25 protein-coding genes and 1 pseudogene are annotated in these 25,872 nt (G+C 62.5%); 23 read left to right on the top strand and 3 right to left on the bottom strand.

Annotated elements, in window-relative coordinates:
• Positions 1 to 35 precede the first annotated feature (35 nt).
• The 3 genes from mscK to trxC are packed head-to-tail and all read left to right on the top strand — an operon-like array spanning position 36 to position 5,402.
• Positions 36 to 3,419 (top strand): mechanosensitive channel MscK, encoded by a 3,384-nt coding sequence (gene mscK / locus JJD66_RS10580; protein ID WP_200648110.1) that lies wholly within the window; start codon positions 36 to 38, stop codon positions 3,417 to 3,419.
• A 48-nt stretch (positions 3,420 to 3,467) separates the two neighbouring features.
• Positions 3,468 to 4,931 (top strand): protein adenylyltransferase SelO, encoded by a 1,464-nt coding sequence (gene selO, locus JJD66_RS10575; protein WP_200648109.1) that lies wholly within the window; start codon positions 3,468 to 3,470, stop codon positions 4,929 to 4,931.
• Between the two features lie 36 nt (positions 4,932 to 4,967).
• Positions 4,968 to 5,402 (top strand): thioredoxin TrxC, encoded by a 435-nt coding sequence (gene trxC, locus JJD66_RS10570; RefSeq protein WP_105225511.1) that lies wholly within the window; start codon positions 4,968 to 4,970, stop codon positions 5,400 to 5,402.
• A gap of 131 nt (positions 5,403 to 5,533) precedes the next feature.
• On the opposite strand, the gene JJD66_RS10565 is transcribed toward trxC, so the two are convergent.
• Positions 5,534 to 5,746, bottom strand: coding sequence for a DUF6124 family protein (locus JJD66_RS10565; protein ID WP_198848412.1), 213 nt, complete (start codon positions 5,744 to 5,746; stop codon positions 5,534 to 5,536).
• A gap of 482 nt (positions 5,747 to 6,228) precedes the next feature.
• Positions 6,229 to 6,998, bottom strand: a pseudogene (locus JJD66_RS10560) (ParA family protein).
• A gap of 316 nt (positions 6,999 to 7,314) precedes the next feature.
• Here JJD66_RS10560 and JJD66_RS10555 point away from each other — a divergent pair.
• The 20 genes from JJD66_RS10555 to JJD66_RS10460 all read left to right on the top strand — a co-directional run bounded on the left by JJD66_RS10555 (position 7,315) and on the right by JJD66_RS10460 (position 24,819).
• Positions 7,315 to 8,034 (top strand): beta-ketoacyl synthase chain length factor, encoded by a 720-nt coding sequence (locus JJD66_RS10555; RefSeq protein ID WP_054896224.1) that lies wholly within the window; start codon positions 7,315 to 7,317, stop codon positions 8,032 to 8,034.
• On the top strand, positions 8,010 to 8,822 hold the full coding sequence (locus JJD66_RS10550) for a lysophospholipid acyltransferase family protein (protein WP_003187953.1): 813 nt from the start codon (positions 8,010 to 8,012) through the stop codon (positions 8,820 to 8,822). The genes JJD66_RS10555 and JJD66_RS10550 overlap by 25 nt, the downstream gene beginning before the upstream one ends.
• On the top strand, positions 8,800 to 9,069 hold the full coding sequence (locus tag JJD66_RS10545) for a phosphopantetheine-binding protein (RefSeq protein WP_105225508.1): 270 nt from the start codon (positions 8,800 to 8,802) through the stop codon (positions 9,067 to 9,069). The genes JJD66_RS10550 and JJD66_RS10545 overlap by 23 nt, the downstream gene beginning before the upstream one ends.
• A 9-nt stretch (positions 9,070 to 9,078) precedes the next feature.
• The gene (locus JJD66_RS10540) at positions 9,079 to 9,333 is read left to right on the top strand and encodes an acyl carrier protein (RefSeq protein WP_003187949.1); all 255 of its coding nucleotides are present in this window, start codon (positions 9,079 to 9,081) and stop codon (positions 9,331 to 9,333) included.
• The gene (locus tag JJD66_RS10535) at positions 9,330 to 9,875 is read left to right on the top strand and encodes a hypothetical protein (protein WP_200648108.1); all 546 of its coding nucleotides are present in this window, start codon (positions 9,330 to 9,332) and stop codon (positions 9,873 to 9,875) included. The genes JJD66_RS10540 and JJD66_RS10535 overlap by 4 nt, the downstream gene beginning before the upstream one ends.
• Positions 9,872 to 11,542, top strand: a complete 1,671-nt coding sequence (locus tag JJD66_RS10530; RefSeq protein ID WP_200648107.1) for an ApeI family dehydratase — start codon at positions 9,872 to 9,874, stop codon at positions 11,540 to 11,542. The genes JJD66_RS10535 and JJD66_RS10530 overlap by 4 nt, the downstream gene beginning before the upstream one ends.
• A gap of 161 nt (positions 11,543 to 11,703) precedes the next feature.
• Entirely contained in the window at positions 11,704 to 12,438 is a 735-nt protein-coding gene (locus JJD66_RS10525) for a glycosyltransferase family 2 protein (RefSeq protein ID WP_105225505.1), read from the top strand.
• A complete protein-coding gene (locus tag JJD66_RS10520) occupies positions 12,435 to 13,370 on the top strand; it encodes an LpxL/LpxP family acyltransferase (protein ID WP_200648106.1) in 936 nt (311 codons plus the stop codon). Before JJD66_RS10525 ends, JJD66_RS10520 begins: the two co-directional genes overlap by 4 nt.
• Positions 13,354 to 14,895, top strand: coding sequence for an HAL/PAL/TAL family ammonia-lyase (locus JJD66_RS10515; protein ID WP_032893923.1), 1,542 nt, complete (start codon positions 13,354 to 13,356; stop codon positions 14,893 to 14,895). Before JJD66_RS10520 ends, JJD66_RS10515 begins: the two co-directional genes overlap by 17 nt.
• A complete protein-coding gene (locus tag JJD66_RS10510; protein WP_003187940.1) occupies positions 14,888 to 15,313 on the top strand; it encodes an acyl-CoA thioesterase in 426 nt (141 codons plus the stop codon). The genes JJD66_RS10515 and JJD66_RS10510 overlap by 8 nt, the downstream gene beginning before the upstream one ends.
• Positions 15,310 to 15,993, top strand: coding sequence for an outer membrane lipoprotein carrier protein LolA (locus tag JJD66_RS10505; protein WP_232914379.1), 684 nt, complete (start codon positions 15,310 to 15,312; stop codon positions 15,991 to 15,993). Before JJD66_RS10510 ends, JJD66_RS10505 begins: the two co-directional genes overlap by 4 nt.
• Positions 15,965 to 18,295 carry an MMPL family transporter gene (locus tag JJD66_RS10500; protein WP_200648105.1) on the top strand — a complete coding sequence of 777 codons (2,331 nt, stop codon included), beginning with the start codon at positions 15,965 to 15,967 and terminating at the stop codon, positions 18,293 to 18,295. Before JJD66_RS10505 ends, JJD66_RS10500 begins: the two co-directional genes overlap by 29 nt.
• 33 nt (positions 18,296 to 18,328) lie before the next feature.
• Positions 18,329 to 19,576, top strand: coding sequence for an NAD(P)/FAD-dependent oxidoreductase (locus JJD66_RS10495; RefSeq protein ID WP_200648104.1), 1,248 nt, complete (start codon positions 18,329 to 18,331; stop codon positions 19,574 to 19,576).
• On the top strand, positions 19,573 to 20,322 hold the full coding sequence (locus JJD66_RS10490; protein WP_014716593.1) for a class I SAM-dependent methyltransferase: 750 nt from the start codon (positions 19,573 to 19,575) through the stop codon (positions 20,320 to 20,322). The genes JJD66_RS10495 and JJD66_RS10490 overlap by 4 nt, the downstream gene beginning before the upstream one ends.
• Complete coding sequence (locus tag JJD66_RS10485; protein WP_200648103.1) at positions 20,319 to 20,801, top strand: hypothetical protein; 483 nt, start codon at positions 20,319 to 20,321, stop codon at positions 20,799 to 20,801. Before JJD66_RS10490 ends, JJD66_RS10485 begins: the two co-directional genes overlap by 4 nt.
• Positions 20,798 to 21,964, top strand: coding sequence for a beta-ketoacyl-[acyl-carrier-protein] synthase family protein (locus JJD66_RS10480; protein WP_200648102.1), 1,167 nt, complete (start codon positions 20,798 to 20,800; stop codon positions 21,962 to 21,964). Before JJD66_RS10485 ends, JJD66_RS10480 begins: the two co-directional genes overlap by 4 nt.
• Entirely contained in the window at positions 21,961 to 22,422 is a 462-nt protein-coding gene (locus tag JJD66_RS10475; protein ID WP_200648101.1) for a hotdog family protein, read from the top strand. Before JJD66_RS10480 ends, JJD66_RS10475 begins: the two co-directional genes overlap by 4 nt.
• Positions 22,419 to 23,147 (top strand): 3-oxoacyl-ACP reductase FabG, encoded by a 729-nt coding sequence (gene fabG / locus JJD66_RS10470; protein ID WP_200648100.1) that lies wholly within the window; start codon positions 22,419 to 22,421, stop codon positions 23,145 to 23,147. Before JJD66_RS10475 ends, fabG begins: the two co-directional genes overlap by 4 nt.
• Complete coding sequence (locus JJD66_RS10465; RefSeq protein WP_003187928.1) at positions 23,147 to 24,373, top strand: beta-ketoacyl-ACP synthase; 1,227 nt, start codon at positions 23,147 to 23,149, stop codon at positions 24,371 to 24,373. Before fabG ends, JJD66_RS10465 begins: the two co-directional genes overlap by 1 nt.
• Before the next feature lie 26 nt (positions 24,374 to 24,399).
• Positions 24,400 to 24,819: a hypothetical protein gene (locus JJD66_RS10460; protein WP_200648099.1), complete on the top strand. Its 420-nt coding sequence runs from the start codon at positions 24,400 to 24,402 to the stop codon at positions 24,817 to 24,819.
• A gap of 101 nt (positions 24,820 to 24,920) precedes the next feature.
• On the opposite strand, the gene JJD66_RS10455 is transcribed toward JJD66_RS10460, so the two are convergent.
• A complete protein-coding gene (locus tag JJD66_RS10455) occupies positions 24,921 to 25,814 on the bottom strand; it encodes a LysR family transcriptional regulator (protein ID WP_200648098.1) in 894 nt (297 codons plus the stop codon).
• Positions 25,815 to 25,872 lie beyond the last annotated feature (58 nt).

The raw sequence follows: 25,872 nt of genomic DNA, 5'->3' as shown, positions 1-25,872 counted from the left end.
ACGCCCCGATTCTTCACTTTGCAAGACCGGTCTCTATGCCAACCCTGCGTACTTTTCTCGCCACTGCCCTGCTGGGCCTAACCCTTTGTGTTGGCAGCGTATACGCCGCCGACCCGCCCAGCGCCGAAGCCGTCCAGCAAAGCCTGGATAAACTGCCCGACCGCAAGCTGCCTGACGCCGACATGAAGGCGCTGCAGGCGACCCTGCAACAGACCCTGACCTACCTGAGCAATCAGCAGGACTACGAGCAGCGCCTGGCCGACCTCAAGCGCCAGCTGGAAGAGGCCCCGCGCCAGACCAATGAGAACCAGCGTGAGCTGGCGCGCCTCAAGGCCACCAAAATCATTCCGGTGGCCCAACGCTACGCCAGCCTGCCGGTGCCGCAGCTTGAGCAGTTATTGGTGCAACGCAGCACCCAGCAAGGCGACCTGCAAAAAGAACTGGCCGACGCCAACAGCCTGACCATCGCCGCCCAGACCCGCCCCGAGCGCGCCCAGACCGAGATCAGCAGCAGCCAGACGCGCATCCAGCAAATCAACGCGACGCTCAAGCTTGGCAAAGACAATGGCAAACCTCTCAGCGGCGACCAGCGCAACCAGCTCAACGCCGAACTGGCGGCCCTGAATGTATTGATTCCCCTGCGCCGCCAGGAATTGGCCGGCAACAGTCAGTTGCAAGACCTGGGCAACAGCCAGCACGACCTGATCCAGGAAAAAACCGCACGCCTGGAGCAAGAAATCCAGGACCTGCAAACCCTGATCAACCAGAAACGCCTGGCCCAGTCCCAGCAGACGGTGACCCAACAGTCCATCGAAGCGCAGAAAGCCGGCGGCAGCAGCATCCTGGCCAAGGAAAGCGCAGACAACCTGAAGCTGTCCGACTACCTGCTCAAGAGCACCGACCGCCTCAACGACCTGACCCAGAAAAACCTGCAGACCAAGCAGCAACTGGACACCGTGACCCAAAGCGATTCGGCCCTGGACGAGCAGATCAACGTGCTCAAGGGCAGCCTGCTGCTATCCAAGATTCTCTATAAACAAAAGCAGGCCCTGCCGCGTCTCACCGTGGACAAAGACCTGGCCGACGACATCGCCAACATTCGCCTGTACCAGTTCGAGGTCAACCAACAGCGTGAGCTGATCACCTCTCCCAGCGCTTATGTGGACAACCTGCTGGCCAACCAGCCGCAGGATGAGGTCACCCCACAACTGCGCCGCACCTTGCTGGAAGTGGCGCTCACCCGCAGCGACCTGCTGGAACGCCTGAGCCGCGAGCTGAGTGCACTGCTCAACGAATCCATCACCCTGCAACTGAACCAGAAACAACTGCTCAGCACCGCCAGCACCCTGCGCGCCACGCTCGACGAGCAAATGTTCTGGATCCCCAGCAACAAGCCGCTGGACACCGAATGGCTGGAAACCGTACCGGCGCATCTGAGCAAACAGGTCACCACCCTGCCCTGGGCGTCCAGCGTCAGCGAGCTGTATGACGGCCTGACCCAACGCCCACTGCTGTTCCTGCCGCTGCTGTTGCTGATCGGCGCGCTGTTGTGGCGACGCAATGCGCTGTATGTGCGCCTGAAAAAGGTTCACCAGGACATCGGCCACTTCAAGCGCGACAGCCAGTGGCATACGCCGCAGGCCATCCTGATCAACATTCTGCTGGCGATGCCCGTGGCTCTGGGCCTGGCGCTGTGCGGCTACGCGTTGCAGATCGACGCCCGCGGGCAGAACGCCAACCTGGGCGCGGCTTTGCTGCAGATCGCTCAGGCCTGGCTGGTGTTCTACACCGCCTACCGCATCCTCGCGCCGGGCGGCGTGGCGGAGCTGCACTTTCGCTGGGAAAGGCCGCAGGTCGAATTCCTGCAAGGCTGGATACGCAAGCTCGGGCTGGTGGTACTGGCGTTGGTGGCCGTGGTCGCGATTGCCGAACATCAACCGGCCGCGCTGGCTGACGACGTGTTGGGTATCGCCGTGGTACTGACCTGCTACGGGCTGATGGCCTGGCTGCTGGGCCGCCTGCTGCTGAACAGCCCAACCCACGAAAAGGCCTCGTTGTTTCGCAAAGCTATCGGGGTGGTGTTCACCGCCCTGCCCATCGCACTGTTTATTGCCGTGTGCTTTGGCTATTACTACACCGCGCTGAAACTCAGCGACCGGCTGATCAATACCCTGTACCTGCTGATGTTCTGGCTGGTGATCGAAGCCACCTTCGTGCGCGGCCTGGGTGTTGCCGCAAGGCGCCTGGCCTACGCCCGGGCCCTGGCCAAACGCCAGGCAGCCAAGGAGGCCGGTGACGGCGAAGCAGTGATCGAAGAGCCGACCCTGGACATCGAGCAGGTCAACGAGCAGTCCATGCGCCTGATCCGCCTGGCCCTGCTCGGCGGCTTTATCGCGGCGTTGTATTGGGTGTGGTCGGACCTGATCTCGGTATTTTCCTACCTGGACAACGTCACCCTGTACGAATACACCAGCGGCACAGGTACGAATATCAGCATGGTGCCCATCAGCATCGGCGACCTGCTGGGTGCGTCGATCATCATCGGTATCACCTTCGCCCTGGCGCGCAACCTGCCCGGCCTGCTCGAAGTCCTGGTGCTGTCCAAGCTCGACCTGGCCCAAGGCAGCGCCTACGCCACCACCACCTTGCTGTCCTACATCATTGCCGGCGTGGGCTTTGTCACCACCCTTTCCACACTCGGTGTGAGCTGGGACAAGCTGCAATGGCTGGTGGCCGCGCTGTCGGTGGGCCTGGGTTTCGGCATGCAGGAGATCTTCGCCAACTTCATCTCCGGCATCATGATTTTGTTCGAACGCCCGGTGCGCATTGGCGACACCATTACCATCGGCAACCTGTCGGGTACGGTAAGCAAGATCCGCATTCGTGCCACCACCATCACCGACTTCGACAACAAGGACATCATCGTCCCCAACAAGACCTTCATCACCGGGCAACTGATCAACTGGTCGCTGACCGACACCATCACCCGTGTCACCCTGAAACTGGGCGTGGACTATGGCTCCGACCTGGACCTGGTGAAGGAATTGCTACTCAAGGCGGCGCGAGAAAACCCACGGGTACTCAAAGAGCCGGAACCTCACGTGTACTTCCTCAACTTCGGCGAAAGCACCCTCGACCACGAACTGCGCATGCATGTTCGCGACCTGGGCGACCGCAACCCGGTGTTGGACGAGGTCAACCGCTACATCAATCGTGAGTTCAAGAAACAGCACATCAACATCTCGTTCCGGCAGATGGAAATCTACCTGAAGAATCTTCACGGCCAGGAATACAAATTGGTGCCGGCCGAAGACGAGCGCAAGACCATCGCCGAGCCCCCCGACAACCCCGACGCCCCCGAGCCTCCTGCAGGCAAAGTCGTGGATGCGCCGGAGCCGCCACCCAGCAAACTCGACTAAACGCCCTATCCCCAGCAGAATGTTCGGACATTCTGCTGGAGATGGCCGGTGAAAGCCCTCGACGAACTGACCTTCGACAACCGCTTCGCACGCCTGGGCGACGCATTCTCGACCCACGTACTGCCCGAGCCCCTCGACGAGCCGCGCCTGGTGGTCGCGAGCAAGGCCGCCATGGCCCTGCTTGACCTCGACCCGGCCGTGGCCGAAACCCCGGTATTTGCCGAGCTGTTCGGCGGCCACAAGCTGTGGGCCGAGGCAGAACCACGGGCGATGGTGTATTCCGGGCATCAATTCGGCGGCTACACCCCGCAGTTGGGCGATGGCCGCGGGTTATTGCTGGGCGAGGTCTATAACGAGGCCGGCGAGCATTGGGATTTACACCTCAAGGGCGCCGGGATGACGCCTTACTCGCGCATGGGCGACGGGCGTGCCGTGTTGCGCTCTTCGATTCGTGAATTCCTCGCCTCCGAGGCCCTGCATGCGCTAGGCATCCCCACCAGCCGCGCCCTGTGCGTGATCGGCTCCAGCACGCCGGTATGGCGGGAGAAACAGGAACGCGGGGCGATGGTTTTACGCCTGGCCCACAGCCATATTCGCTTCGGGCACTTCGAATATTTCTATTACACCAAGAAGCCTGAGCAACAGGCCGAACTGGCCGAGCACGTGCTGAACCTGCACTACCCCGAATGCCGCGAGCAACCCGAGCCTTACCTGGCGATGTTCCGCGAGATCGTCGAGCGCAACGCCGAAATGATCGCCAAATGGCAGGCTTATGGTTTTTGCCACGGCGTGATGAACACCGACAACATGTCGATCCTGGGCATTACCTTCGACTTCGGGCCCTTCGCGTTTCTCGACGATTTTGACGCGCACTTCATCTGCAACCATTCCGATCATGAAGGGCGCTACTCCTTCAGCAACCAGGTGCCGATCGGGCAGTGGAACCTCAGCGCCTTGGCCCAGGCGCTTACACCGTTCATCAGCGTTGAGGCACTGAAAGAAGCCCTCGGCCTGTACCTGCCGCTGTATCAAGCGCACTACCTGGACCTGATGCGCCGCCGGCTGGGGCTGACCACCGCCGAAGAAGACGACCAGACGCTGGTGGAGGGTTTGCTCAAGCTGATGCAGAACAGCGGTGTGGACTACACGCTGTTCTTGCGCCGCCTGGGCGACGAATCGGCGACGTTAGCCGTGGCGCGGTTGCGTGATGACTTTGTCGACATGGCCGGGTTTGATGCCTGGGCCGAGCGGTACAAGGCCCGTGTTGCACGGGATGGGGATGACACCCAGGAACAGCGCCGTGAGCGCATGCACGCGGTCAACCCGCTGTACATCCTGCGCAACTACCTGGCCCAAAACGCCATCACCGCCGCCGAATCAGGCGACTACAGCGAAGTGCGGCGGCTGCATGACGTGCTGACCAGGCCGTTTGAGGAACAAGCGGGCATGGAGCAGTACGCGCAACGGCCGCCGAATTGGGGCAAGCATTTGGAGATTAGTTGTTCGTCGTAAGTCCTGAAACCCATAGCCGCCCCCAAGGAGCCTCCGATGTCCGAACCTCTTGTAATCCCCTGCCCTCATTGCAACGGCCTCAACCGTATCCCCGGCGAACGCCTGGGTGACGCGCCCAAGTGCGGGCGCTGCAAGCAGTCGGTGTTGCTGAACAAACCCTTTGATTTGAAACAGGGTGACTATGCCAGCCAGATCAAGGGCGACCTGCCGCTTTTGGTCGATGTGTGGGCCGACTGGTGTGGGCCGTGCAAGTCGTTTGCGCCGGTATTCGAACAGGCAGCCGGGCAGTTGGAAGGCAAGTGCCGGCTGGCGAAGCTGGACAGCGAGGCTAACCAGCAGCTGTCGGCGCAGTTGGGGATTCGCTCGATTCCCAGTTTGATTCTGTTCAAGAACGGCCGCGAAGTAGCGCGCCAGAGCGGGGCATTCCCGTTGCCGCAGTTGATGAGTTGGTTGAGCAGCCAGGGGGTGTAAACATTCCCCTCAATCAACTCGGTCAATGTGGGAGCTGGCTTGCCTGCGATGCAGGCGACTCGGTCGGTCTGATACACCGAGGTGATGCCATCGCAGGCAAGCCAGCTCCCACATTAGATGCATTTCATGCTTTAGGTCAGCGGGGCTTCGCGGTCCATCATCTGGCTGACCAGCATGACGCCCAGTTCGCTTAACTGGTGGATGGCCAGCGCTACGTCGCGGTGTTCGCCGGTGAGGTCGTTGGACAGGTTGAGCAGCAAGGTGCGCACCGAGGAGAAGGTTTCGTAGCTGTTGAGCACGAGGGTTTCGGTGGGGAGGTTGGGTGTAACGGTGAATAAATTCATATTTTCGTTCTCTGCCAGGGCCATCGCCTTCTTGCTACTAAACAAGGGGCGGCAGCTGTACGCAGGTTAGTAGACCGGTAGAACGAAAGCAAAACCCGGCGCACCCTAAGGCGCCCTGCGCACAGCCACCATAAGATAGGCAAAAAACGCCATGCTTTGGAGCGATGCACATGCTTTCGTCTGAGTGGGCTACTAAACCCGATCACTGAACATTCAGCGACCGGCAAACCTTAGAGACGCCCATCCAGACGCACAAGCCGGCGGATTCTGGCGTAGCTGTAGGCAAGGTTACAAGGCACAAGCCCAATTACCAGAGGAGTCCTACAGACTCTGTGAGACAAATCCAACTCACCTGTCGAAATGCAATCAAAACTGTGGGAGCTGGCTTGCCTGCGATTCAGTCAACTCGGTGATTCAGGCGCACCGAGTCGATACCTTCGCAGGCAAGCCAGCTCCCACAGTGTTCGGTGTTGCCTGTTGGGTCAGGCGTTTTCCAGCAAGTTATGCAACTCCACAAACTGCTGCGTCAGCTTATGCCGTGGGTCCAGGTGGATCAGCGGCTTGCTCTCCTGGTGCGACTCGCGCATACGCACGGAGCTGGCCAGGTACACCGGCAGTACCGGCAGCCCTTCGGCAATCAACTCATCGAAATCTGTTGCGGCAGGCTCGCCCGTGCCTGGAATTGGTTGACCACGATGCCTTCCACTTCCAGGCCTTCGTTATGGTCGTCCTTCAATTCTTCGATCTCAGCCAGCAGGCCATACAGGGCCTGGCGGGAAAAGCTGTCGCAATCGAAGGGGATCAGTACGCGATCGGCGGCAATCAGCGCCGAAACCGCGTAAAAATTCAGCGCTGGAGGCGTATCCAGGTAGATTCGGTCGTAATCTTCGCTCAGTTCATCCAGCAGCTTTCGCAACTTGTTGATCTTGTGCTTGGCCTCAAGCTTGGGCTGCAGGTCGGCCAGTTCCGGGGTGGCGGTGATCACATGCAGGTTATCGAAGGGGGTTTCGTAGATATCTACCCTGTTTTTCTTCGAAAACGGCCCCGTCGACAACGTTTGCTTGAAAAAATCCGCGATTCCCATGGGGATGTCGTCGCCCGTCAGCCCGGTGAGGTACTGGGTTGAGTTGGCCTGTGCATCGAGGTCCACCAACAGGGTTCGATAACCTTCGCTGGCGCTGACCGCCGCCAGGTTGCAGGCGATGCTGGACTTGCCCACACCGCCTTTTTGATTGAACACCACGCGCCGCATGGAAAAACCTCCGTGTATCAATGAATCCTCCGAGTGTAGAGCGCAAAAGCGCCGGTTAGCTACCTCGTTCATCCTTACGCGCTGCCTGGCTCACAAATGAATGGAAACCGCGCAACGATCGAGTCCGGCCTTCGCTCGCCGATAATCTGTAAATTCTTCCAACTTATTTGTGATCAATAGTGAACAAACTTTCACCACTATTTGCTAGAACCCCACGGCACCGGGATAATGCGCGCCATACGGCCATTGCTCCCTGTCCCGGAATCCGGGGCCATTGGCCGCACATGGAAGCCCGCAGGGGCGGGATAACTTCTCAGTGATCAACTTCAACATCGCCCAATGGCGCGCCTGGGCTCCTGGCCTTGCGAGTGCGGACGACTGGTACGCCTGGTGCCGGGACCCGGTGTTGCCGCCTGTCAGCGAAGCGTCCCCCGATGTGTCATTTTTGCCAGCCATGCAGCGCCGCCGTCTGAGCCGGCTGGCGCGCATGGCGTTCAGCGTCGGCTGGCCGCTGGCCGAGGGCCTTGAAGACCTGCCACTGGTGTTTATTTCCCGCCACGGCGAAACCCCGCGCACCTTGGACATCCTCAGCGACCTGGCCAACGAGCAGCCGCTGTCGCCGACTCAGTTCAGCCTTTCGGTGCATAACGCGGTGATTGGCCTGTGGTCGATCCTGCGCAATGAAACCAGCGAGATGACCGCCCTCGCCGCCGCTGGCGATGGCCTCGAACATGGCCTGCTCGAAGCCGCCGCTCTGCTCAACGAAGGCGCCGCCGCCGTATTGCTGGTGATCACCGAAGAACAACCGCCCCACGCCTACGCCAGCTGGATTACGGATGTGCCCTTCCCCTATGCCCTCGGCCTGTTGCTCACGCCGGGCGACGAGTGGCAACTGGAACTCACCACCGGCACTGTCCAACTCACTCAAACCCAGTGGCCCCACGCCCTGAACCTGCTGCGCACCCTGCTGACCGAACAGGGCGCCTGCCAACATGCCTGGAAGAACCGAGTATGGAACTGGCAACGCAAGCCCTGACACACAAGCCACGGCAGGCCTATTATTGGCGCCTGTTCGCCACGGCCCTCAGCTTTTGCCTGTTCGGCATCGGCGGGCTGTGCCTGCGTTTGCTGGTGTTTCCGCTGCTCAGTTGCCTGCCGGGCGACGCCAGCCAGCACCAACGGCGCGCACGCCACACCATCAGTTGCCTGTTCTGGTTTTTCATTCGCCTGATGAAGGGCCTGGGCATTCTCACCTACAGCGTCGAGGGTGCCGAAAAGCTTGGCCGCCCTGGCCAGATGATCGTCGCCAACCACCCGTCGCTGATCGACGTGGTGTTCCTGATCGGCCTGATGCGCCAGACCAACTGCGTGGTCAAGCAGAGCCTGTTCCAGAACCCGTTCACCCGCAGCCCGGTGCGCGATGCCGGCTATATCAGCAACGACGGCAGTGCCGACATGCTCGATGCCGCAGCCGACGCCCTGCGCGCCGGCCAGACGCTGATCATCTTTCCCGAAGGCACCCGCACCACGCCGGGCGCGGCGCCGGCCTTTCATCGCGGCGGTGCGGCCATTGCGCTGCGCGGTGCGACAATCATCACGCCAGTGGTGATCAAGGTCAGCCCCACCACCCTGACCAAGGCCGAACCCTGGTATCGCATTCCCCACCGTCGATTTCACTTCAGTTTGCGCGTGGGCGCCGATATAGAGCCACAAGCGTTTGCCGCAGTCGGGCCCGCGCCCCAGGCTTCACGCAAGCTCAACGATCACCTGCATCACTATTTCATTAAGGAGCTCGCCGAAGATGAGCGACCAACACCGCCTTGAGCACGACATAAAGACGCTGATCATCGAGGCCCTGGGCCTGGAAGACATCAGCCCCGACGACATTGGCAGCGACCAGACCCTGTTTGGCGAAGGCCTGGGCCTGGATTCGGTCGATGCGCTGGAATTGGGCCTGGCGATCCAGAAAACCTACGGCATCAAAATCGATGCCGACGCCAAGGACACCCGCAATCACTTCACCAACGTGGCCAGCCTTGCGGCATTCGTCACGGCCCGACAGGCAGCTTGAGACCGTACCATGCAAACTCGTGACGATATCTTCAACACCCTGCGCGACGCCTTGGTGGAACTGTTTGAACTGCCCCCGGAACGCGTCACCCTCGACGCCAATCTGTACCAGGACCTGGAAATCGACAGCATCGACGCCGTGGACCTGATCGACCACATCAAGCGCCAGACCGGCAAGAAAATCGCCGCCGAAGAGTTCAAGGCGGTACGCACGGTGAACGACGTGGTAGAGGCGGTGTACCGTCTGGTCCAGCCCGCCGCATGAGCCGGCTGATCGGCCTTGGCCTGTTATTGGCGGGGCTGCTGTACCCCTTCGCGGTGTATTACGGCACCGAGCACTTTGCACCTTGGCAGTTCGGCTTGCTGCTGGGCAGCCTGTGGCTGTTGCGCGCGCTCACCGCTGCGCGGCGCCCGGGCAGCCGTTGGATGGCGGTGGTGGTGATCGTGTTTTGCCTGGCACTGGCATGGTTCGATAACGCCCAGTGGCTGCGTTGGTACCCGAGCCTGGTCAGCGGGTTCATGCTGGCGCTGTTCGGCCTGAGCCTGAAGTACGGCCCGCCGATAGTCGAGCGCCTGGCACGCATGACCGACCCGTACCTGCCGCCCCACGCGGTGGTGTATACCCGCCGGGTCACCCTGGTGTGGAGTGTGTTTTTTCTCTGTAATGGCCTGCTCGCCGCCGCGCTCACCCTGTGGGCGCCGCTGAGCTGGTGGACGTTGTACAACGGCCTGATCGCCTACGGGTTGATGGGCTTGTTGTTTGCCGTGGAATGGCTGGTACGACAAAGGGTTCGAGGCCGCGTATGAAAGGGTTGAAACTTGAGCACTTGCTGCTTGAGCCACTGCAAGATCGCGGGGTGACCACCGAGCCCCTCATGAATCACGCGCAGCTGTGCGAGCACTCCCTGAGCCTCGCCGCAGGCCTCAAGGCCCGGGGTATCCGGCGCCTGGCCGTGCACCTGGAAGACGCCGGCCTGCTGGCGATTGCACTGCTGGGCGCCTGGCGCGCCGGTGCGAGCGTGCTGCTGCCCGCCGACCTGCAACCCCAGACGCGCCAACGCTGGGCCACTGCCGTGGACGCCTGGCTGGTCGATGCCAGCGACCTGGACGCGTTGTATCAAACGCCCTTGAGCGCCGCCGCCCTCAACCTGGACAACTGCCAACTGAGCCTGTGCACCTCCGGCTCCAGCGGCGAGCCCAAGCGCATCGACAAGTCCCTGCGCCAGCTGGCCAATGAGGTGGAGGCGCTGGAAGCCCTGTGGGGCAAAGACCTCAAGGACGCCTGCATCATCGGCAGTGTCGCCACCCAGCATATCTACGGCTTGTTGTTTCGCGTGCTGTGGCCGCTGTGTGCCGGCCGCACCTTTGTGCGCAAGCAACTGGCGTTCCCCGAAGACATGCAGCGCGCCAGCCGTGAGCACCCGCAATTCGCCTGGGTGGCCAGCCCGGCGCTGCTCAAACGCATGGGCGACAACCTCGACTGGCCGGCACTGAGCCAGGTTGCACGGGTATTTTCCTCCGGTGGCGCGTTGCCGGTTGATGCGGCCGGGAGCCTCTACGACCGCTTGCAGCAATGGCCGACAGAAATCCTCGGCAGTTCGGAAACCGGTGGCATCGCCTGGCGCCAGGGCGCGCAACCCTGGCAGCCGTTTGCCGATGTGCAACTGAGCCAGGATGCCGACGGTGCTTTACGCATCGCATCAAAGTACTTGCCCGAAGGGCATGTCGAACAGACCGCCGACGCCGTTCGTCTGCATGCCGATGGGCGCTTCGAACTGCTGGGCCGCCTGGACCGTATCGTCAAGCTGGAAGAAAAACGCATCTCCCTGCCGATGTTGGAACAAGCGCTGATCGCCCATGAATGGGTGGCCGACACCCGCCTGGGCGTGGTGCAGGAAAACCGTGCGTCCCTGGGTGCCGTGGTGGTGCTCACCGACGCGGGGCTGCATGCCCTGCGCAACCAGGGCCGCCGCACGCTCACCCAGACCCTGCGCCAGCACCTGAGCCAACATTGCGAAGCCCTGGCCTTGCCACGCCGCTGGCGCTTGTTGCGCCAACTGCCGCTGAACAGCCAGGGCAAATTGCCCCAGGCCGATATCGAAGCCTTGTTGCTGGCGCCTCGCCCCAAGGGGCCTGAGGTGTTGGCACAAGTCGAAACCGAAGGTGAATGGACCTTGCAACTGAGCATCCCACCGGACCTGGCCTATTTCAGCGGGCACTTCCCGGTCACCCCGGTATTGCCGGGGGTGGTGCAGGTGGAATGGGCGTTCAACCTGGGCCAACAATTGCTCGACCTGCCAACCCGGTTCGCCGGCATGGAAGTGCTCAAGTTCCAGCAACTGGTGCGCCCGGGCGATCACATCGAACTGCACCTGCGCTTTGATCGGGAGCGTAGCAAGCTGTACTTCGCCTATCGCAATGGGGTTGCGGCGTGCTCAAGCGGGCGGATAGTGCTGGAGGCCGCGCATGCATGACCTGTTCTCGTGGCGAGGGAGCTTGCTCCCGCTGGAGTGCGAAGCGCTCCCAACCCAGGCATCACCCACTCCCAGGATGATCTCGGTCGCCTCCATTGGGGCTGCTTCGCAGCCCAGCGGGAGCAAGCTCCCTCGCCACGGGGTTTGCGCAGGCTTTGAATATGCATAACCCCTGCGCGTTGATCCCGGTGTACAACCACGAAGCCGCCGTGCCGGCCGTGGTCCACAGTGTGCTGAAGAGCGGCCTGCCCTGCCTCTTGGTGGACGATGGCAGCAGCGCCGCGTGCGCAGCCGTGCTGGCGCAGTTGGCGACGCTGGACAATGTCACCCTGCTGACCCTGCCCAGCAACCAGGGCAAGGGCGCCGCCGTGATGGCCGGTTTTCGCGAAGCAGCGCGCCTGGGCTATACCCACGCCCTGCAAGTGGACGCCGATGGCCAGCACGACCTGCGCGAAGTCCAGACCTTTATCCACACCTCACGCCAGCACCCCGAGGCCGTCATCTGCGGCTACCCCGAATACGACGACAGCGTGCCCAAGGGTCGCCTGTACGCACGTTACCTGACCCACGTGTGGGTATGGATCAACACCCTGTCGCTTGAGATTCGCGACTCGATGTGCGGCTTTCGCGTGTACCCGCTGGCTCCGACGCTGGCGCTGATGGACTCGGCCTACATCGGCACGCACATGGATTTCGACTCGGACATCCTGGTGCGCCTGGCCTGGCGCAACCAGCCGATGCGCTGGCTGCCCACCCAGGTGCACTACCCCGCCGACGGCCTGTCGCACTTTCGTTTGTTGCGCGACAACCTGCGCATCAGCGCCATGCACACGCGGTTGTTCTTCGGCATGCTCGTGCGTGCGCCGATGATCCTGTGGCGACGGTGGCAAGCATGAACGACAGCACCAAGCATTGGGCCGACCGCGAGGAACGCGGCAGCTTCTGGCTGATGAAATTCACCGCGGTCGCGGTCAAAGTCCTCGGCCGTCGCCTATTGAGCCCGTTGCTCTACAGCATCGTCTTTTACTTCTTCCTGTTCGGCCGCACCGCACGCCACAGCGTCTGGCAATACCAGCAGCGGCTGGCGCAATGGAGCGGGCGCAATGACTTGCTGCCGAGCCACCGCACAGTCTTTGCCCAGTTCATGGCCTTCGCCGATTCGCTGCTCGACAAGCTGGACGTGTGGAACGGCAAGCTGCGCCTGGAGCAAATCGAGATCAACGACCCGGCGCAGTTGCGCAGTCAACTGCGTGGCGAGCGCGGGCAGATGTTGGTGGGTGCGCACCTGGGTAACCTGGAAGTGTGCCGCGCCCTCGCGGAGATTGGTGAGCAGGTCACCATGAATGTGCTGGTGCACACCAAGCACGCCGAGCGTTTCAACCGTCTGCTGGGCGAGGCCGGCGCGACCCATTTGCGCCTGATCCAGGTCAGCGAACTGGACCCGGCCACCATGCTGCTACTCAGCCAGCGCCTGGACGATGGCGAGTGGCTGGCGATTGCCGGCGACCGCATCCCGCTGCACGGCGGGCGCACGGTACGCGTGGACTTCCTCGGACACACGGCGGCATTTCCCCAAGGCCCATGGCTGCTGGCGGGCTTGCTCAAGTGCCCGGTCAATCTGCTGATGTGTCTCAAGCACCAGAGTCGCTATCGCCTGACTATCGAGCCCTTTGCCGACTTGATCGAATGGAAGCGCAGCACTCGTGAGCAAGTCATTGCCGAATGGACCACCCGCTACGCCGCACGCCTGGGCCAGTTCTGCCTGCAAGCGCCCCAACAATGGTTCAACTTTTACCCTTTCTGGAAGACCGATGACGACGCCTCTTGAGCCCATCACCTTTGGTGAACGCCCCCTGCGCATCGAAGACGTGCTGGCCCTGGCCAACCGCCAGGTGCCCACTCGCCTGCAGGACGATGCCGCGTACCGCCAACGCATCGCCAAGGGCGCGCAGTTCCTCGACTCGCTGCTGGACAAGGAAGGCGTGATCTACGGCGTGACCACCGGCTACGGCGACTCCTGCGTAGTGGCTGTGCCGCTGGAGCACGTCGAAGCCTTGCCGCGTCATCTGTACACCTTTCACGGCTGCGGCCTGGGCAAGTTGCTTGATGCCCAGGCCACCCGCGCCGTACTGGCGGCGCGTTTGCAGTCGCTGTGCCATGGCGTGTCCGGGGTGCGTGTGGAACTGCTGGAACGCCTGCATGCCTTCCTCGAAAACGATGTGCTGCCACTGATCCCGGAAGAAGGCTCGGTGGGCGCCAGTGGTGATCTGACGCCGCTGTCCTATGTGGCTGCGACCTTATCCGGCGAACGTGAAGTGCTGTTCCGTGGCGAACGCCGCCCGGCGGCCGACGTACACCGCGAGCTGGGCTGGGAGCCGCTGGTACTGCGGCCCAAGGAAGCCCTGGCACTGATGAACGGCACCGCAGTGATGACTGGCCTGGCCTGCCTGGCCTTTGCCCGCGCCGACTACCTGTTGCAACTGGCCACGCGCATCACCGCGCTCAACGTGGTGGCGCTGCAAGGCAACCCGGAACACTTCGACGAGCGCCTGTTCGCCGCCAAGCCGCACCCTGGGCAGATGCAAGTCGCCGCGTGGCTGCGCAAGGACCTGGCCATCGACGCGCCCACCGCCCCCCTGCATCGCCTGCAAGACCGTTATTCGTTGCGCTGCGCGCCCCACGTGCTCGGCGTATTGGCCGACAGCCTGAACTGGCTGCGCTCGTTCATCGAGATCGAACTGAACAGCGCCAACGACAACCCGATCATCGACGCCGAAGAAGAACGTGTGCTGCATGGCGGGCACTTCTACGGCGGGCATATCGCCTTCGCCATGGACAGCCTCAAGACCCTGGTCGCCAACGTTGCCGATCTGCTCGACCGCCAGCTCGCACTGTTGGTGGACGTGCGTTACAACCATGGCCTGCCGAGCAACCTCTCAGGCGCCCCGGCTGACCGCGCGATGATCAACCACGGCTTCAAGGCCGTGCAGATCGGCACCAGCGCCTGGACCGCCGAAGCGCTGAAAAACACCATGCCGGCCAGCGTGTTCTCGCGCTCCACCGAGTGCCATAACCAGGACAAGGTGAGCATGGGCACCATCGCTGCCCGCGATGCAATCCGCGTGCTGGAGTTGACCGAACAGGTCGCCGCCGCGACCCTGCTCGCCGCCAACCAGGGCGTGTGGCTGCGCGCCCAGGCCGAGGATGCCCGCCCACTGCCACCAGCACTGGCCGCGATGCACGCGGAACTGGCCCAGGACTTTGCGCCGGTCATCGAAGACCGCGCCCTGGAAGGCGAACTGCGCCTGTGCCTGCAACGTATCGCCGCGCAACACTGGAGGCTGCATGCGTAGCCCCGGCGTGTTGCACAGCGACACTGAAATCCTTGTGCCTTTTTTCGACATCGACACCATGAACGTGGTGTGGCACGGGCATTACGTGAAGTACCTGGAAGTAGCGCGCTGTGCGTTGCTGGACAAGATCGGCCATAACTACACGGCGATGCTCGAAGCCGGTTACGCCTGGCCAGTGATCGACATGCAGCTACGCTATGTGCGCGGCGCGACCTTCGGCCAGACCATCAATGTGCGCGCCAGCCTGGTGGAATGGGAGAACCGTTTGAAGGTGAACTACCTGATTACCGACCTGGCCAGCGGCGAGCGCTTGACCCGCGCCAGCACCGTGCAAGTGGCGGTGGAAATCGCCAGCCGCGAGATGCAGCTGGCCTCGCCCAAAGTCTTCACCGACGCCGTAGAGAGAGCCTTGAAATGAGATCCCCTGTGGGAGCGGGCTTGCCCGCGATGGACGTTAACGATAACGCAGGTCGCCTGACGCTGCGCAGCGCCCTCAGGTTCTTCGCGGGCAAGCCCGCTCCCACATTGATCGCGTTGTTGCTGAGCTTCAGCGCCCATGCCTTCGACCTGCAGCAGTTGAGCGATCAGCTTGCCAAACCCTCCGTGATCCACGGCAACTTCACCCAGGAAAAACACCTGCGTGCCCTGCCCCAGCCATTGGTGAGCAAAGGCACCTTCGTGCTCGCCAAGGATCACGGCCTGCTGTGGCTGTTGAAAACCCCTCTGCAACAGGACTACCGCATCACCTCCCAAGGCATTGCCCGCCGCGATGCCAATGGCTGGCAACTACTGCCAAACAAGAGTGCCGGCGCCGAACAGAATCGTTTGTTCCTGGCGGTACTGCAGGGCGACAGCAGTGGCCTGCAGCGCGACTTCGACCTGCAACTGCAAGGCGAGGCCCAACAGTGGAAGCTCACGCTGACCCCGCGTTCGCTGCTGCTCAAGCAAGTGTTCACCCAGATCAATATCGACGGCGGCGCGCTGGTGCACACCATTGAACTGCTGGAAACCCAAGGCGACAGCACGCTGTTGCGCATGCAGGACAGTACCGCCGAGCAGCCGTTGAGCAATGCGGAGCAACACGACTTTGCCCAGTGAGCGCCTGCTGCCGCGCCTGTTCCTGACCTTGCTGGTGGCCGTGCTGGCCCTGGCAGGCTGGCAGTGGCGTAATGGCGCGCCGTTGTCGGCCAACCTGATGGAACTGGTGCCCGGCAGCACGCCGGACGCCTTGGAACTGCAAGCCGAACAGCGCATGCAAGAGCCGCTCAACCGCGAAATGCTGGTACTGGTGGGGCATGCCGACCGCCAGCAAGCGGTGGCCGTGGCGCAGCAACTGGGTGAGCGCTGGCAGGCCAGCGGCCTGTTTGAAAAGGTGCAGTGGAACCTGCAAGCCGACTTGCCAGCATTGCGCGAGCAACTGCTGCGTGGGCGTCTGTCGATGCTGTCGGCCAAGGACCGCGAGCAACTGATCCAACAGCCTGACACGTTCATCCAGCAACGTGTGCAATCGCTGTTCGACCCCTTCACCGGCTTCAGCCTGGTGCCAAGCCAGGACGATTGGCTCGGCCTGACCGGGCGTATCCAGAACAGCCAGCCGCAACAGGGCGCGGTGCAAATGGACATCGGCAGCGGCGCCTTGATCGCCGATGCCGACGGCAAAAGCTGGGTGCTGCTGCGGGCCCGCACTACCGGCAACGCCTTCGACATGAAGTTGCCGCTGCAAGTGGCGGACTTGCTGAAGGCCAGCCGCGAGCAAGCCAGCGCACACGGCGCGCAACTGCTCGCCGCCAGCGGTTTGCTCTATGCGGCCAACGGGCAACAGCAGGCCACTCGGGAAATGACCTGGGTCGGCGGCGGCGCCACCCTGGGCATCCTGCTATTGCTGCTGCTGGCGTTCCGACGCTGGCGGGTGTTGCTGGCGTTCGTGCCGGTACTGGTGGGCATGCTGTTTGGCGCGGTGGCATGTGTGGCGCTGTTTGGGCATATGCATGTGATGACCCTGGTGCTGGGTTCCAGCCTGATCGGCGTGGCAGTGGATTACCCGCTGCATTACCTGTCCAAAAGCTGGAGCCTGCAGCCGTGGCGCAGTTGGCCGGCGTTGCGCCTGACCCTGCCAGGGCTGAGCCTGAGCCTGGCCACCAGCGCGATTGGCTACCTGGCGTTGGCCTGGACGCCGTTCCCGGCGCTGACCCAGATTGCGGTGTTTTCGGCTGCCGGTTTGGTCGGTGCCTATTTGTGTGCCGTGTGCCTGTTGCCCGCGCTGCTCAAGGGCGTGGAACTGCGCCCGGCGCAATGGCCGCTGCGTGTCGCCCAAAGCCTATGGCAACTGCGCACGGCCCTGCTCAAACGCGTACCCAGTTCGGTACTGCTGGTGTGGGTGCTGCTGTTCTGCGCTGCGGGCCTGTGGCAACTGAACACTAAAAATGATATCCGCCAATGGATCGGTGCGCCGCCGCAGTTGCTGCACGAAGCCCAGGCCGTGGCGCGCATCACCGGGTTCCAGCCCACCAGCCAGTTTTTCCTGGTGCGAGCAGACAATCAGCAGCAGTTGCTGGAGCGCCAGGCCGCCCTGGGCAAACGCTTGGATCAGTTGGTGCAGATGGACAAGCTCCAGGGCTACCTGGCGCTCAATCAACTGGTCAACCTCCCCGGCGAGCAACAACAGCTGCGCGAGGCGCTGAACAACCTGGCGCCACACTGGCAACCGCTACTGGACCTCGGCGTGCCCCTCAGCGCCCTGCAAGCCGAAGTGGCGCAGTTGCAGGCCCTGCCTACCGCAGACATCGACGCCGCACTGCAAGGCCCGCTGGCCGAACCCTGGCGTACGCTGTGGCTGGGCCCGGTAGAGGGCGGCGTGGCGGCCATGGTCAGCCTGCAAGGCTTGAATAACCCGGCGTTGCTGCGGGTACAGGCCCTGGACTTGCCCGGCGTGCAGTTGGTGGACCGCTTGGGTGACTTGAACCGGGTGTTTGCCGACACGCAGATCAGCGCTGCCGAATTGAAGTTGCTGTCTTGCGTGCTGATCGTGCTATTGCTGATTGCGCCCTTCGGCTTTGGCGGCGCCTTGCGTATCGTCGCCCTGCCGCTGCTGGCGGCGTTGTGCAGCCTGGCCAGCCTCGGTTGGCTGGGCCAGCCGCTGACTTTGTTCAGCCTGTTTGGCCTGCTGCTGGTCACGGCCATCAGCGTCGACTATGCGATTTTGATGCGCGAGCAGATCGGCGGCCCTGCCGTCAGCCTGTTGGGAACACTGCTGGCGGCGCTGACGACTTGGTTGTCGTTCGGCCTGCTGGCGGTCTCCAGTACACCGGCCGTGAGCAATTTCGGCTTGTCTGTCAGCCTGGGCCTGGCGTTCAGCTTTATGCTGGCACCCTGGGCCGGTCGGCAGAAACACGCCTTATGAATGTGATTAGCGCCCATGCGGCAAGGAGCCCTCGTGCCCACAGTTGAAATGGAACGTCGCCAGGTGGTGGTGATCGGTGCCGGGCCTTCCGGTGCTATCGCGGCCGCGCTGTTAAAGCGCAAAGGGCATGATGTATTGATCATCGAGCGCGAGCATTTCCCGCGTTTCTCGATTGGCGAAAGCCTGCTGTCGCACTGCATCGACTTTATCGAAGAAGCCGGCATGCTCGACGCTGTGCAAGCTGCAGGCTTCCAGGTAAAAACCGGCGCCGCATTCGCTTGGGGCGAGCGCTACAGTGCCTTTGATTTCAGCGACACCTTCAGCAACGGCAAGCCCACCACCTTCCAGGTGCAGCGCGGCGAGTTCGACAAATTGCTGGCCGACCAGGCGGCTTTGCAAGGCGTGGAAATCCGCTACGGCCAAACCATTGTCGGCGTGGATTTTTCTGCCGAGAGCCGGTATTTGCATGTGCGCCGCCAGAATGGCAGCGAGTACCACCTCAAGGCCAGGTTCGTGCTCGATGCCAGCGGCTATGGCCGTGTGTTGCCACGCCTGCTGGACCTGGAAGCACCGTCGAATTTCCCGCTGCGCCAGGCCGTATTCACCCACGTCGAAGACCGTATCGAACACCCAGGCTTTGACCGCAGCAAAATCCTGGTGACCACTCACCCGACCAAGCGCGACATCTGGTTCTGGACCATCCCGTTCAGTAACGGCCGTTGCTCGGTGGGCGTGGTCGCAGCCAAAGAGCATTTCGAGGGCGCCGACAGCGACCTCGACGCCTGCCTGCGCGGCTTTATCGAGCAAACCCCAAGCCTGTCCGGCGTGCTGCAAAATGCCGTCTGGGACACCCCGGCGCGCACCATCGGCGGCTACTCGGCCAACGTCAAAACCCTGCACGGCCCAGGCTTTGCGCTGCTGGGTAATGCGGCGGAATTCCTCGACCCGGTGTTCTCTTCCGGCGTGACCATTGCCATGCGTTCGGCCAGCATGGCCGCAGGAGTGCTGCACCGCCAATTGAGCGGCGAAACAGTGGACTGGCAAACCCAGTTTGCCGAACCGCTCAAGCGCGGTGTCGATACCTTCCGCTGCTACGTCGAAGGCTGGTATGCCGGCACATTCCAGGATGTGATTTTCCACCACGGCAGTTCACCGGAGATTCGCCGCATGATCAGTTCGATCCTTGCCGGTTACGCCTGGGATGAACGCAACCCGTTTGTCAGCGAGCCGAAACGGCGGTTGCGGATGTTGTCGGATATTTGTGCGAGTGAAGCGGTATGAGCAGCCCTGGCGTCGAAAAAAACTACCTGAGTCAAAACTACGTCGAAGAAACCAAGTTCGGCTTCTGGTTCCTGCGCAGCCATACCTGGCAGCATCACGTATTGCGCGTGGCGATCAATGACCTGCGCAGCTTGTTCAGCGAGCCGCTGCCGGTGGCGCCGGTGTTGCTGGATGCCGGTTGCGGCCAGGGCAAATCCTTCCAGTTGCTGCATCAGGTATTCGCGCCTTCGCGCCTGATCGGCCTGGATGCCGACCCTCACAGCCTGGCACTGAGCCGCGAAGAGGCCGCGCGGCTGGGCCTGGACGTCGAGCTGATCGGCAGCGACTGCGCGACCCTCAACCTAGCGGATGCCAGCGTCGATATCCTGTTCTGCCACCAGACCTTCCATCATCTGGTGGAACAACATCGCGCACTCAAGGAGTTCTATCGGGTGCTCAAGCCGGGCGGCTATTTGCTGTTTGCCGAATCCACCGAAGCCTACATCGACACCTGGGTGATTCGCTGGCTGTTCCGCCACCCGATGCATGTGCAAAAGAGCGCCGAAGAGTACCTGGAGATGCTGCGCGAGCAGGGCTTTGAGTTCGCTGCACAGAACATTTCGTACCCTTACTTGTGGTGGAGCCGTTCCAGTGACTTCGGCCTGCTGGAACGCTGGGGTCTGCGCAAGGCACCGCCCGTGGGCCAGCGCGAGGAAACCCTGGTCAACTGCGTGGCCCGTAAACCTGTGGAGAATGCGGCCCCATGATGCGCCTGCTGTTGATAAGTTGCCTGTTGCTGCTCGGCGCCTGTGCCAGCCAGGCGCCGCTGCCGGAAAAAATGCCGGCCCTGGCCTTGCCGATGCAATTGCATGTGCAGCGCCTGGCGGACAGCCAGAGCCAGGACTGGCTGCTGGTGATCCAGCGCGAAGGCCGCGCGATTCGCTGGTCGATGATGGACCCGCTGGGCATTCCCCTGGCCCGGCAAAAACTGCTTGATGGGCAGTGGCAGGCAGACGGCTTGCTGCCACCCAACCCCCAGGCGCGTACGCTATTTGCCGCGCTGCTGTTTGCCCTGACCGCGCCCGGTGACGTACCGGCGCTGTATCCCACTGCCCAGGCCATGGACCTGACGCGCACGCTGCCGGGCCACTGGCAGATCGTCTATCAGTCTTCCGAGGTGTTCAGCGTGAACATGGCCGACCCGCCGTTGAGTTACCGCATCGCCCCGCTGGGTGTGAGCCGATGACCGCCTACCTGAATGCCCTTGGCGTGATCTGCGCCCTTGGCCGTGGCCAGGCGCAAGTCAGCCGCAACCTGTTTGCCGGCGACTGCTCGGGCATGCGTGCCGAAAGCGGCTGGGTGCCGGAACGCGTAGTGCCGGTGGCCGCCGTACACGGTGAACTGGCGAGCCTGCCCCCGGAACTGGCCCAGCAAAGCAGTCGCAATAACCAGTTGCTGCTGGAAGCGGCGCTGCAGATCGAAGATGAGATTCGTCAGGCCATCCAGACCTACGGCCCTGGCCGGGTCGGGGTTGTGCTGGGCACCAGCACCTCGGGCATTGACGAAGCTAGCCGTGGTATTGCCCATTACCTGCAGAACACGCAGTTCCCCGCTGACTACGATTACCAGCAACAGGAACTCAGCGCCCCGGCCAACTTCCTCGCCGAATGGTTGAACGTGAGCGGCCCGGCCTATGTGATTTCCACCGCCTGCACCTCCAGCGCCCGTGCATTGATGAGTGCCCAGCGCCTGTTGGACCTGGGGGTGTGCGATGCGGTGATCTGCGGCGGCGTAGACAGCCTGTGCAAGCTGACGCTGAACGGGTTTACCGCGCTGGAAGCAGTGTCTGCCGAGCGCTGTAATCCGTTCTCGGTGAACCGCAACGGCATCAATATTGGTGAAGCGGCGGTGCTGTTCCTGATGAGCCGTGAGCCGGCCCCTATCGCCTTGCTGGGCAGCGGCGCCAGTTGCGACGCGCACCATATCTCCGCGCCCGAGCCCAGCGGCAAGGGCGCGTTGCTGGCCATGCGCAAGGCCTTAGCCTGCGCGAAGCTTTCGCCCGAGCAGATCGGCTACCTGAACCTGCACGGCACCGCGACCCAACACAACGACGCCATGGAAAGCCTGGCGGTCGCCAGCCTGTTTCCCGGCGGCGTCGCCTGCTCATCGACCAAACCCATGACCGGCCACACCCTCGGCGCTGCCGGGGCCCTGGAAGCCGCGTTCTGCTGGCTGAGCCTGACCCATCGCCTGCTGCCACCCCACGTATGGGACGGCCACCCCGACCCGGCGCTGCCCGCGTTGCAGTGGGTGCGCAGCGGCGACAGCTTGAAAAAAACCTGCCTGATGAGCAACTCGTTTGCCTTCGGCGGTAACAATGTCAGCCTGATAATCGCAGAGGCCCCATGATCGATTGGCCACTTGCTGAACTGCTGCCCCATGCGGGCGACATGATCCTGATCGACCAGGTGCTGTCGTTCGATGAAGAGCAGATCCACACCCGCGTCACCGTCAAGCCCGACGGCCTGTTCAACCGTGCCGACGGCAGCCTGCCGGCCTGGGTCGGTATTGAGCTGATGGCGCAAAGCGTCGCCGCGTATGCCGGTTGTCATGCGCGCCAGCAAGGCAAGGCCGTGGAACTCGGTTTCCTGTTGGGCACACGTAAGTTCGAGTGCAACGTGGAGCACTTCCCGGCCGGTGCCGAGCTGCATATCCACGGCCTGCGCTCCCTGGAAGACGACAACGGCATGGGTGTGTTCGAATGCCACCTCACCGGCGACGGTATCCAGGCCAGCGCGCGCCTGAACGTATTTCGACCGCCCCAGGCGGCCAACTATTTAGATGAATCGAAGGACGAAACGCCATGACTGAATCCGTACTGGTCACCGGCTCCAGCCGTGGTATCGGCCGCGCCATTGCCCTGCGCCTGGCCCAGGCCGGCCATGACATCGTGCTGCATTGCCGCAGCGGTCGTGCCGAAGCCGACACGGTACAGCTCGAGGTTCAAGCCCTGGGGCGCGAGGCACGCGTGCTGCAGTTCGACGTGGCGGATCGCGCTGCGTGCAAAGAGATCCTTGAGGCCGATGTGGAGCAGCATGGCGCCTATTACGGCGTGGTGCTCAATGCCGGCCTGACCCGCGACGGCGCCTTTCCTGCTCTGTCGGAAGACGATTGGGATGTGGTGATGCGCACCAACCTGGATGGTTTCTACAACGTGCTGCACCCGGTGATGATGCCGATGATTCGACGCCGCGCCGCCGGGCGTATCGTGTGCATCACCTCGGTGTCCGGGCTGATCGGCAACCGCGGCCAGGTCAACTACAGCGCGTCCAAAGCCGGCTTGATCGGCGCGGCCAAGGCGCTGGCCATCGAGCTGGGCAAGCGCAAGATCACTGTCAACTGCGTGGCGCCGGGCCTGATCGACACCGCGATGCTGGATGAAAACGTGCCGGTAGAAGAACTGATGAAAATGATCCCGGCCCAACGAATGGGCACGCCGGAAGAAGTCGCCGGCGCCGTGAACTTCCTGATGTCCGCCGAAGCCGGCTACATCACGCGCCAGGTGCTGGCCGTGAACGGGGGCCTGTGCTGATGAAGCGCGTTGTCGTCACCGGCATGGCCGGCGTGACCTCCCTGGGCAGCGACTGGGACACCATCGCCGCCAACTTTCGCGCCAACCGCAGCGGCATTCGGCGCATGGATGAGTGGGACCGTTTCACCGAACTGAACACGCGCCTGGCGGGGCCAATTGATGACTTTGTGGTGCCTGCGCACTGGACCCGCAAGCAACTGCGCAGCATGGGCCGCGTCTCGCGCCTGGCTGTTTGGGCGGCGGAGCAGGCCTTGCAGGACGCCGGCTTGCTCGGTGACGAGTCGATCAAGGACGGACGCATGGGCGTGGCCTGTGGCTCGTCCACCGGCAGCACCGATGAGATCAAGGCGTTCGGCAATATGCTGCTCAACTCGGTGGCCGAGGGGCTCAATGCCAATTCTTATGTGCGCATGATGCCCCACACCACGGCGGCAAATATCAGTATCTTCTTTGGCCTCACGGGCCGGCTGATTCCTACCTCCAGCGCCTGCACCAGCGGCAGCCAGGGCATCGGCTACGCCTATGAGGCAATCAAGTTCGGGCGCCTGCCGTTGATGCTCGCGGGCGGCGCAGAAGAACTGTGCCCCACCGAAGCCATGGTCTTCGATGCGTTGTACGCCACCAGCCTGAAAAACGATGCGCCGCAAACCAGCCCGCGCCCCTACGACAGCGGCCGCGATGGCCTGGTGATCGGTGAAGGTGGCGGAATGTTGGTGCTCGAAGAGTTGGAGCACGCGTTGGCGCGAGGCGCGCATATTCACGCTGAACTGGTTGGCTTCGGCAGCAACGCCGACGGCCAGCACACCACCCGCCCGGAACAGAAAACCATGCGCCGCGCCATGGAGCTGGCCCTGGAAGACGCGGGTCTTGAACCGTCCGCCATCGGCTACGTGAACGGCCACGGCACGGCCACCGACCAGGGCGACATCGCCGAAACCCTGGCCACCAGCAGCCTGTTTGGCAGCCGCATGCCGATCAGTTCGCAGAAGAGTTTCCTCGGCCACACCCTGGGTGCCTGCGGCGCGCTGGAATCGTGGTTCAGCATCGAGATGATGAACCGCGACCAGTACGTGCACACCTTCAACCTGGACGCGGTCGACCCGCAATGCGGCGAGCTGGACTACCTGCAAGGTGGGTTTCGCCAGATGCACAACGACTACGTGATGAACAACAACTTTGCCTTCGGCGGCGTCAACACCTCGTTGATCTTCCGCCGCTGGGCCTGACTCTTTAATCAACTGGAGAAAACGGAATGTCTTCCCTACTGCGCGCTACCCTGATCACGCTGGCCCTGCTGACCACGGCTGGCTGCACCAGCAAACCGGTGCTCAACACCCAGCACGAGTTGCCGGCCACGAGCCAGGTCAGCGAAGAAAAAATGAAACAGGTGATCGTCGCCGCCCTGCAAAAACGCGAGTGGACGGTACAACGCCTGAGCCCGCGACTGGTGCAGGCCGAGATCACCGTGCGCGGCCAGTTCTACGCCGCCATCGACATCCGCTACACCCGCAACAGCTACGCCATCACCTACCGCGACAGCCGCGACCTGGGCTACAAGGACGGTAAGATCCATCGCAACTACAACCGTTGGGTGAGCATGCTGGATCGGGATATTCTGGCGGGGTTGCGTACTTACAGCGTGAATGAAGCAAATACTTCGCCCCAAAACTGACCCCCTTGTGGCGAGGGAGCTTGCTCCCGCTGGATTGCGCAGCAGGCCCATTTTTTAGGGCCGCTACGCGAACCAGCGGGAGCAAGCTCCCTCGCCACAGGTTATTGAGCGGCCTTACGCGTCAACAACTCCACAAACCCCTTCGCCATCGGCGTTTGCGCGCCCTGGCGCTGCACCAGCCACACCGCCGTCACTGCCTGTGGGTCGAGCAAGGTGCGATAGACCACGCCATCAATGCGGATGCGCTGGTAAGACGCCGGCAGCACCGATACCCCCAACCCCGCTGCCACCAGCCCGATGATGGTCATCGCCTCTCCTGCTTCCTGGGCAAAGTGCGGGCTGAACCCGGCGTCGCGGGCCAGGTTGAGCAACTGCGCGTACAAGCCGCTGCCGTAACTGCGCGGGAAGAACACGAAAGGCTCCTCGGCCAATTGCTCCAGGTGCAAGCCGCGCTCGCTACCTTGCACCAACGGGTGGCCGGCGCTCAGTACCGCGACTAATGGCTCGCGCATCAACTCGATCACGTTCAGTGAGTCGGGCAAGGGCAAAGGCCGCATCAGCCCAACCTGAATCGACTCGTCCACCAGCGACTCGGCTACTTGGGTGCTGCTCATTTCTTGCAGGTTCAGATGCACCGCCGGGAATGCCTGGCGGAAGGCAAAGATCGCCTGGGGAATGCTGGCGTTGAACGGCGCAGACGAGGTGAAGCCGATCTTCAATTCACCCAGTTCCCCCAACTGCGCACGCCGCGCCACATCTGCCGCCTTGTCGACCTGGGCCAGCACCAGCCGTGCCTCTTGCAAGAACAAGCGCCCGGCCTCGCTCAGCTCGACCCGACGATTGGTGCGCTCGAACAAGCGTGCGCCCAGCTCGTGTTCCAGCGCCTGGATCTGCTGGCTCAGGGGCGGCTGCGAGATGCCCAGCACCTGCGCGGCGCGGCCGAAGTGCAGTTCTTCAGCGACGGCGATGAAGTACCGCAGGTGACGTAATTCCATGCACACCTCATTAGGTCGTAAAACCTATCAAACAGGTCGAACAATATATTGGAAAGAA

The organism is Pseudomonas sp. MF6751 (assembly GCF_016613265.1).
GTDB classification, from domain to species: Bacteria; Pseudomonadota; Gammaproteobacteria; order Pseudomonadales; family Pseudomonadaceae; genus Aquipseudomonas; species Aquipseudomonas fluorescens_BV.
The sequence above is the reverse complement of the archived record's forward strand: the minus strand, read 5'-3'. Positions and strand labels throughout refer to the sequence as shown.

Excerpts from the sequence above, each read along its gene's own strand:
- JJD66_RS10505 (WP_232914379.1), top strand. The coding sequence starts at position 15,310 with ATGAGATCCCCTGTGGGAGCGGGCTTGCCCGCGATGGACGTTAACGAT.
- JJD66_RS10525 (WP_105225505.1), top strand. The coding sequence starts at position 11,704 with ATGCATAACCCCTGCGCGTTGATCCCGGTGTACAACCACGAAGCCGCC.
- JJD66_RS10490 (WP_014716593.1), top strand. The coding sequence starts at position 19,573 with ATGAGCAGCCCTGGCGTCGAAAAAAACTACCTGAGTCAAAACTACGTC.
- fabG (WP_200648100.1), top strand. The coding sequence starts at position 22,419 with ATGACTGAATCCGTACTGGTCACCGGCTCCAGCCGTGGTATCGGCCGC.
- JJD66_RS10515 (WP_032893923.1), top strand. The coding sequence starts at position 13,354 with ATGACGACGCCTCTTGAGCCCATCACCTTTGGTGAACGCCCCCTGCGC.
- trxC (WP_105225511.1), top strand. The coding sequence starts at position 4,968 with ATGTCCGAACCTCTTGTAATCCCCTGCCCTCATTGCAACGGCCTCAAC.
- JJD66_RS10565 (WP_198848412.1), bottom strand. The coding sequence starts at position 5,746 with ATGAATTTATTCACCGTTACACCCAACCTCCCCACCGAAACCCTCGTG.
- mscK (WP_200648110.1), top strand. The coding sequence starts at position 36 with ATGCCAACCCTGCGTACTTTTCTCGCCACTGCCCTGCTGGGCCTAACC.
- JJD66_RS10455 (WP_200648098.1), bottom strand. The coding sequence starts at position 25,814 with ATGGAATTACGTCACCTGCGGTACTTCATCGCCGTCGCTGAAGAACTG.
- JJD66_RS10480 (WP_200648102.1), top strand. The coding sequence starts at position 20,798 with ATGACCGCCTACCTGAATGCCCTTGGCGTGATCTGCGCCCTTGGCCGT.
- JJD66_RS10500 (WP_200648105.1), top strand. The coding sequence starts at position 15,965 with ATGCGGAGCAACACGACTTTGCCCAGTGAGCGCCTGCTGCCGCGCCTG.
- JJD66_RS10510 (WP_003187940.1), top strand. The coding sequence starts at position 14,888 with ATGCGTAGCCCCGGCGTGTTGCACAGCGACACTGAAATCCTTGTGCCT.
- JJD66_RS10535 (WP_200648108.1), top strand. The coding sequence starts at position 9,330 with ATGAGCCGGCTGATCGGCCTTGGCCTGTTATTGGCGGGGCTGCTGTAC.
- JJD66_RS10520 (WP_200648106.1), top strand. The coding sequence starts at position 12,435 with ATGAACGACAGCACCAAGCATTGGGCCGACCGCGAGGAACGCGGCAGC.
- JJD66_RS10540 (WP_003187949.1), top strand. The coding sequence starts at position 9,079 with ATGCAAACTCGTGACGATATCTTCAACACCCTGCGCGACGCCTTGGTG.
- JJD66_RS10550 (WP_003187953.1), top strand. The coding sequence starts at position 8,010 with ATGGAACTGGCAACGCAAGCCCTGACACACAAGCCACGGCAGGCCTAT.
- JJD66_RS10475 (WP_200648101.1), top strand. The coding sequence starts at position 21,961 with ATGATCGATTGGCCACTTGCTGAACTGCTGCCCCATGCGGGCGACATG.
- JJD66_RS10530 (WP_200648107.1), top strand. The coding sequence starts at position 9,872 with ATGAAAGGGTTGAAACTTGAGCACTTGCTGCTTGAGCCACTGCAAGAT.
- JJD66_RS10460 (WP_200648099.1), top strand. The coding sequence starts at position 24,400 with ATGTCTTCCCTACTGCGCGCTACCCTGATCACGCTGGCCCTGCTGACC.
- JJD66_RS10545 (WP_105225508.1), top strand. The coding sequence starts at position 8,800 with ATGAGCGACCAACACCGCCTTGAGCACGACATAAAGACGCTGATCATC.
- JJD66_RS10485 (WP_200648103.1), top strand. The coding sequence starts at position 20,319 with ATGATGCGCCTGCTGTTGATAAGTTGCCTGTTGCTGCTCGGCGCCTGT.
- JJD66_RS10465 (WP_003187928.1), top strand. The coding sequence starts at position 23,147 with ATGAAGCGCGTTGTCGTCACCGGCATGGCCGGCGTGACCTCCCTGGGC.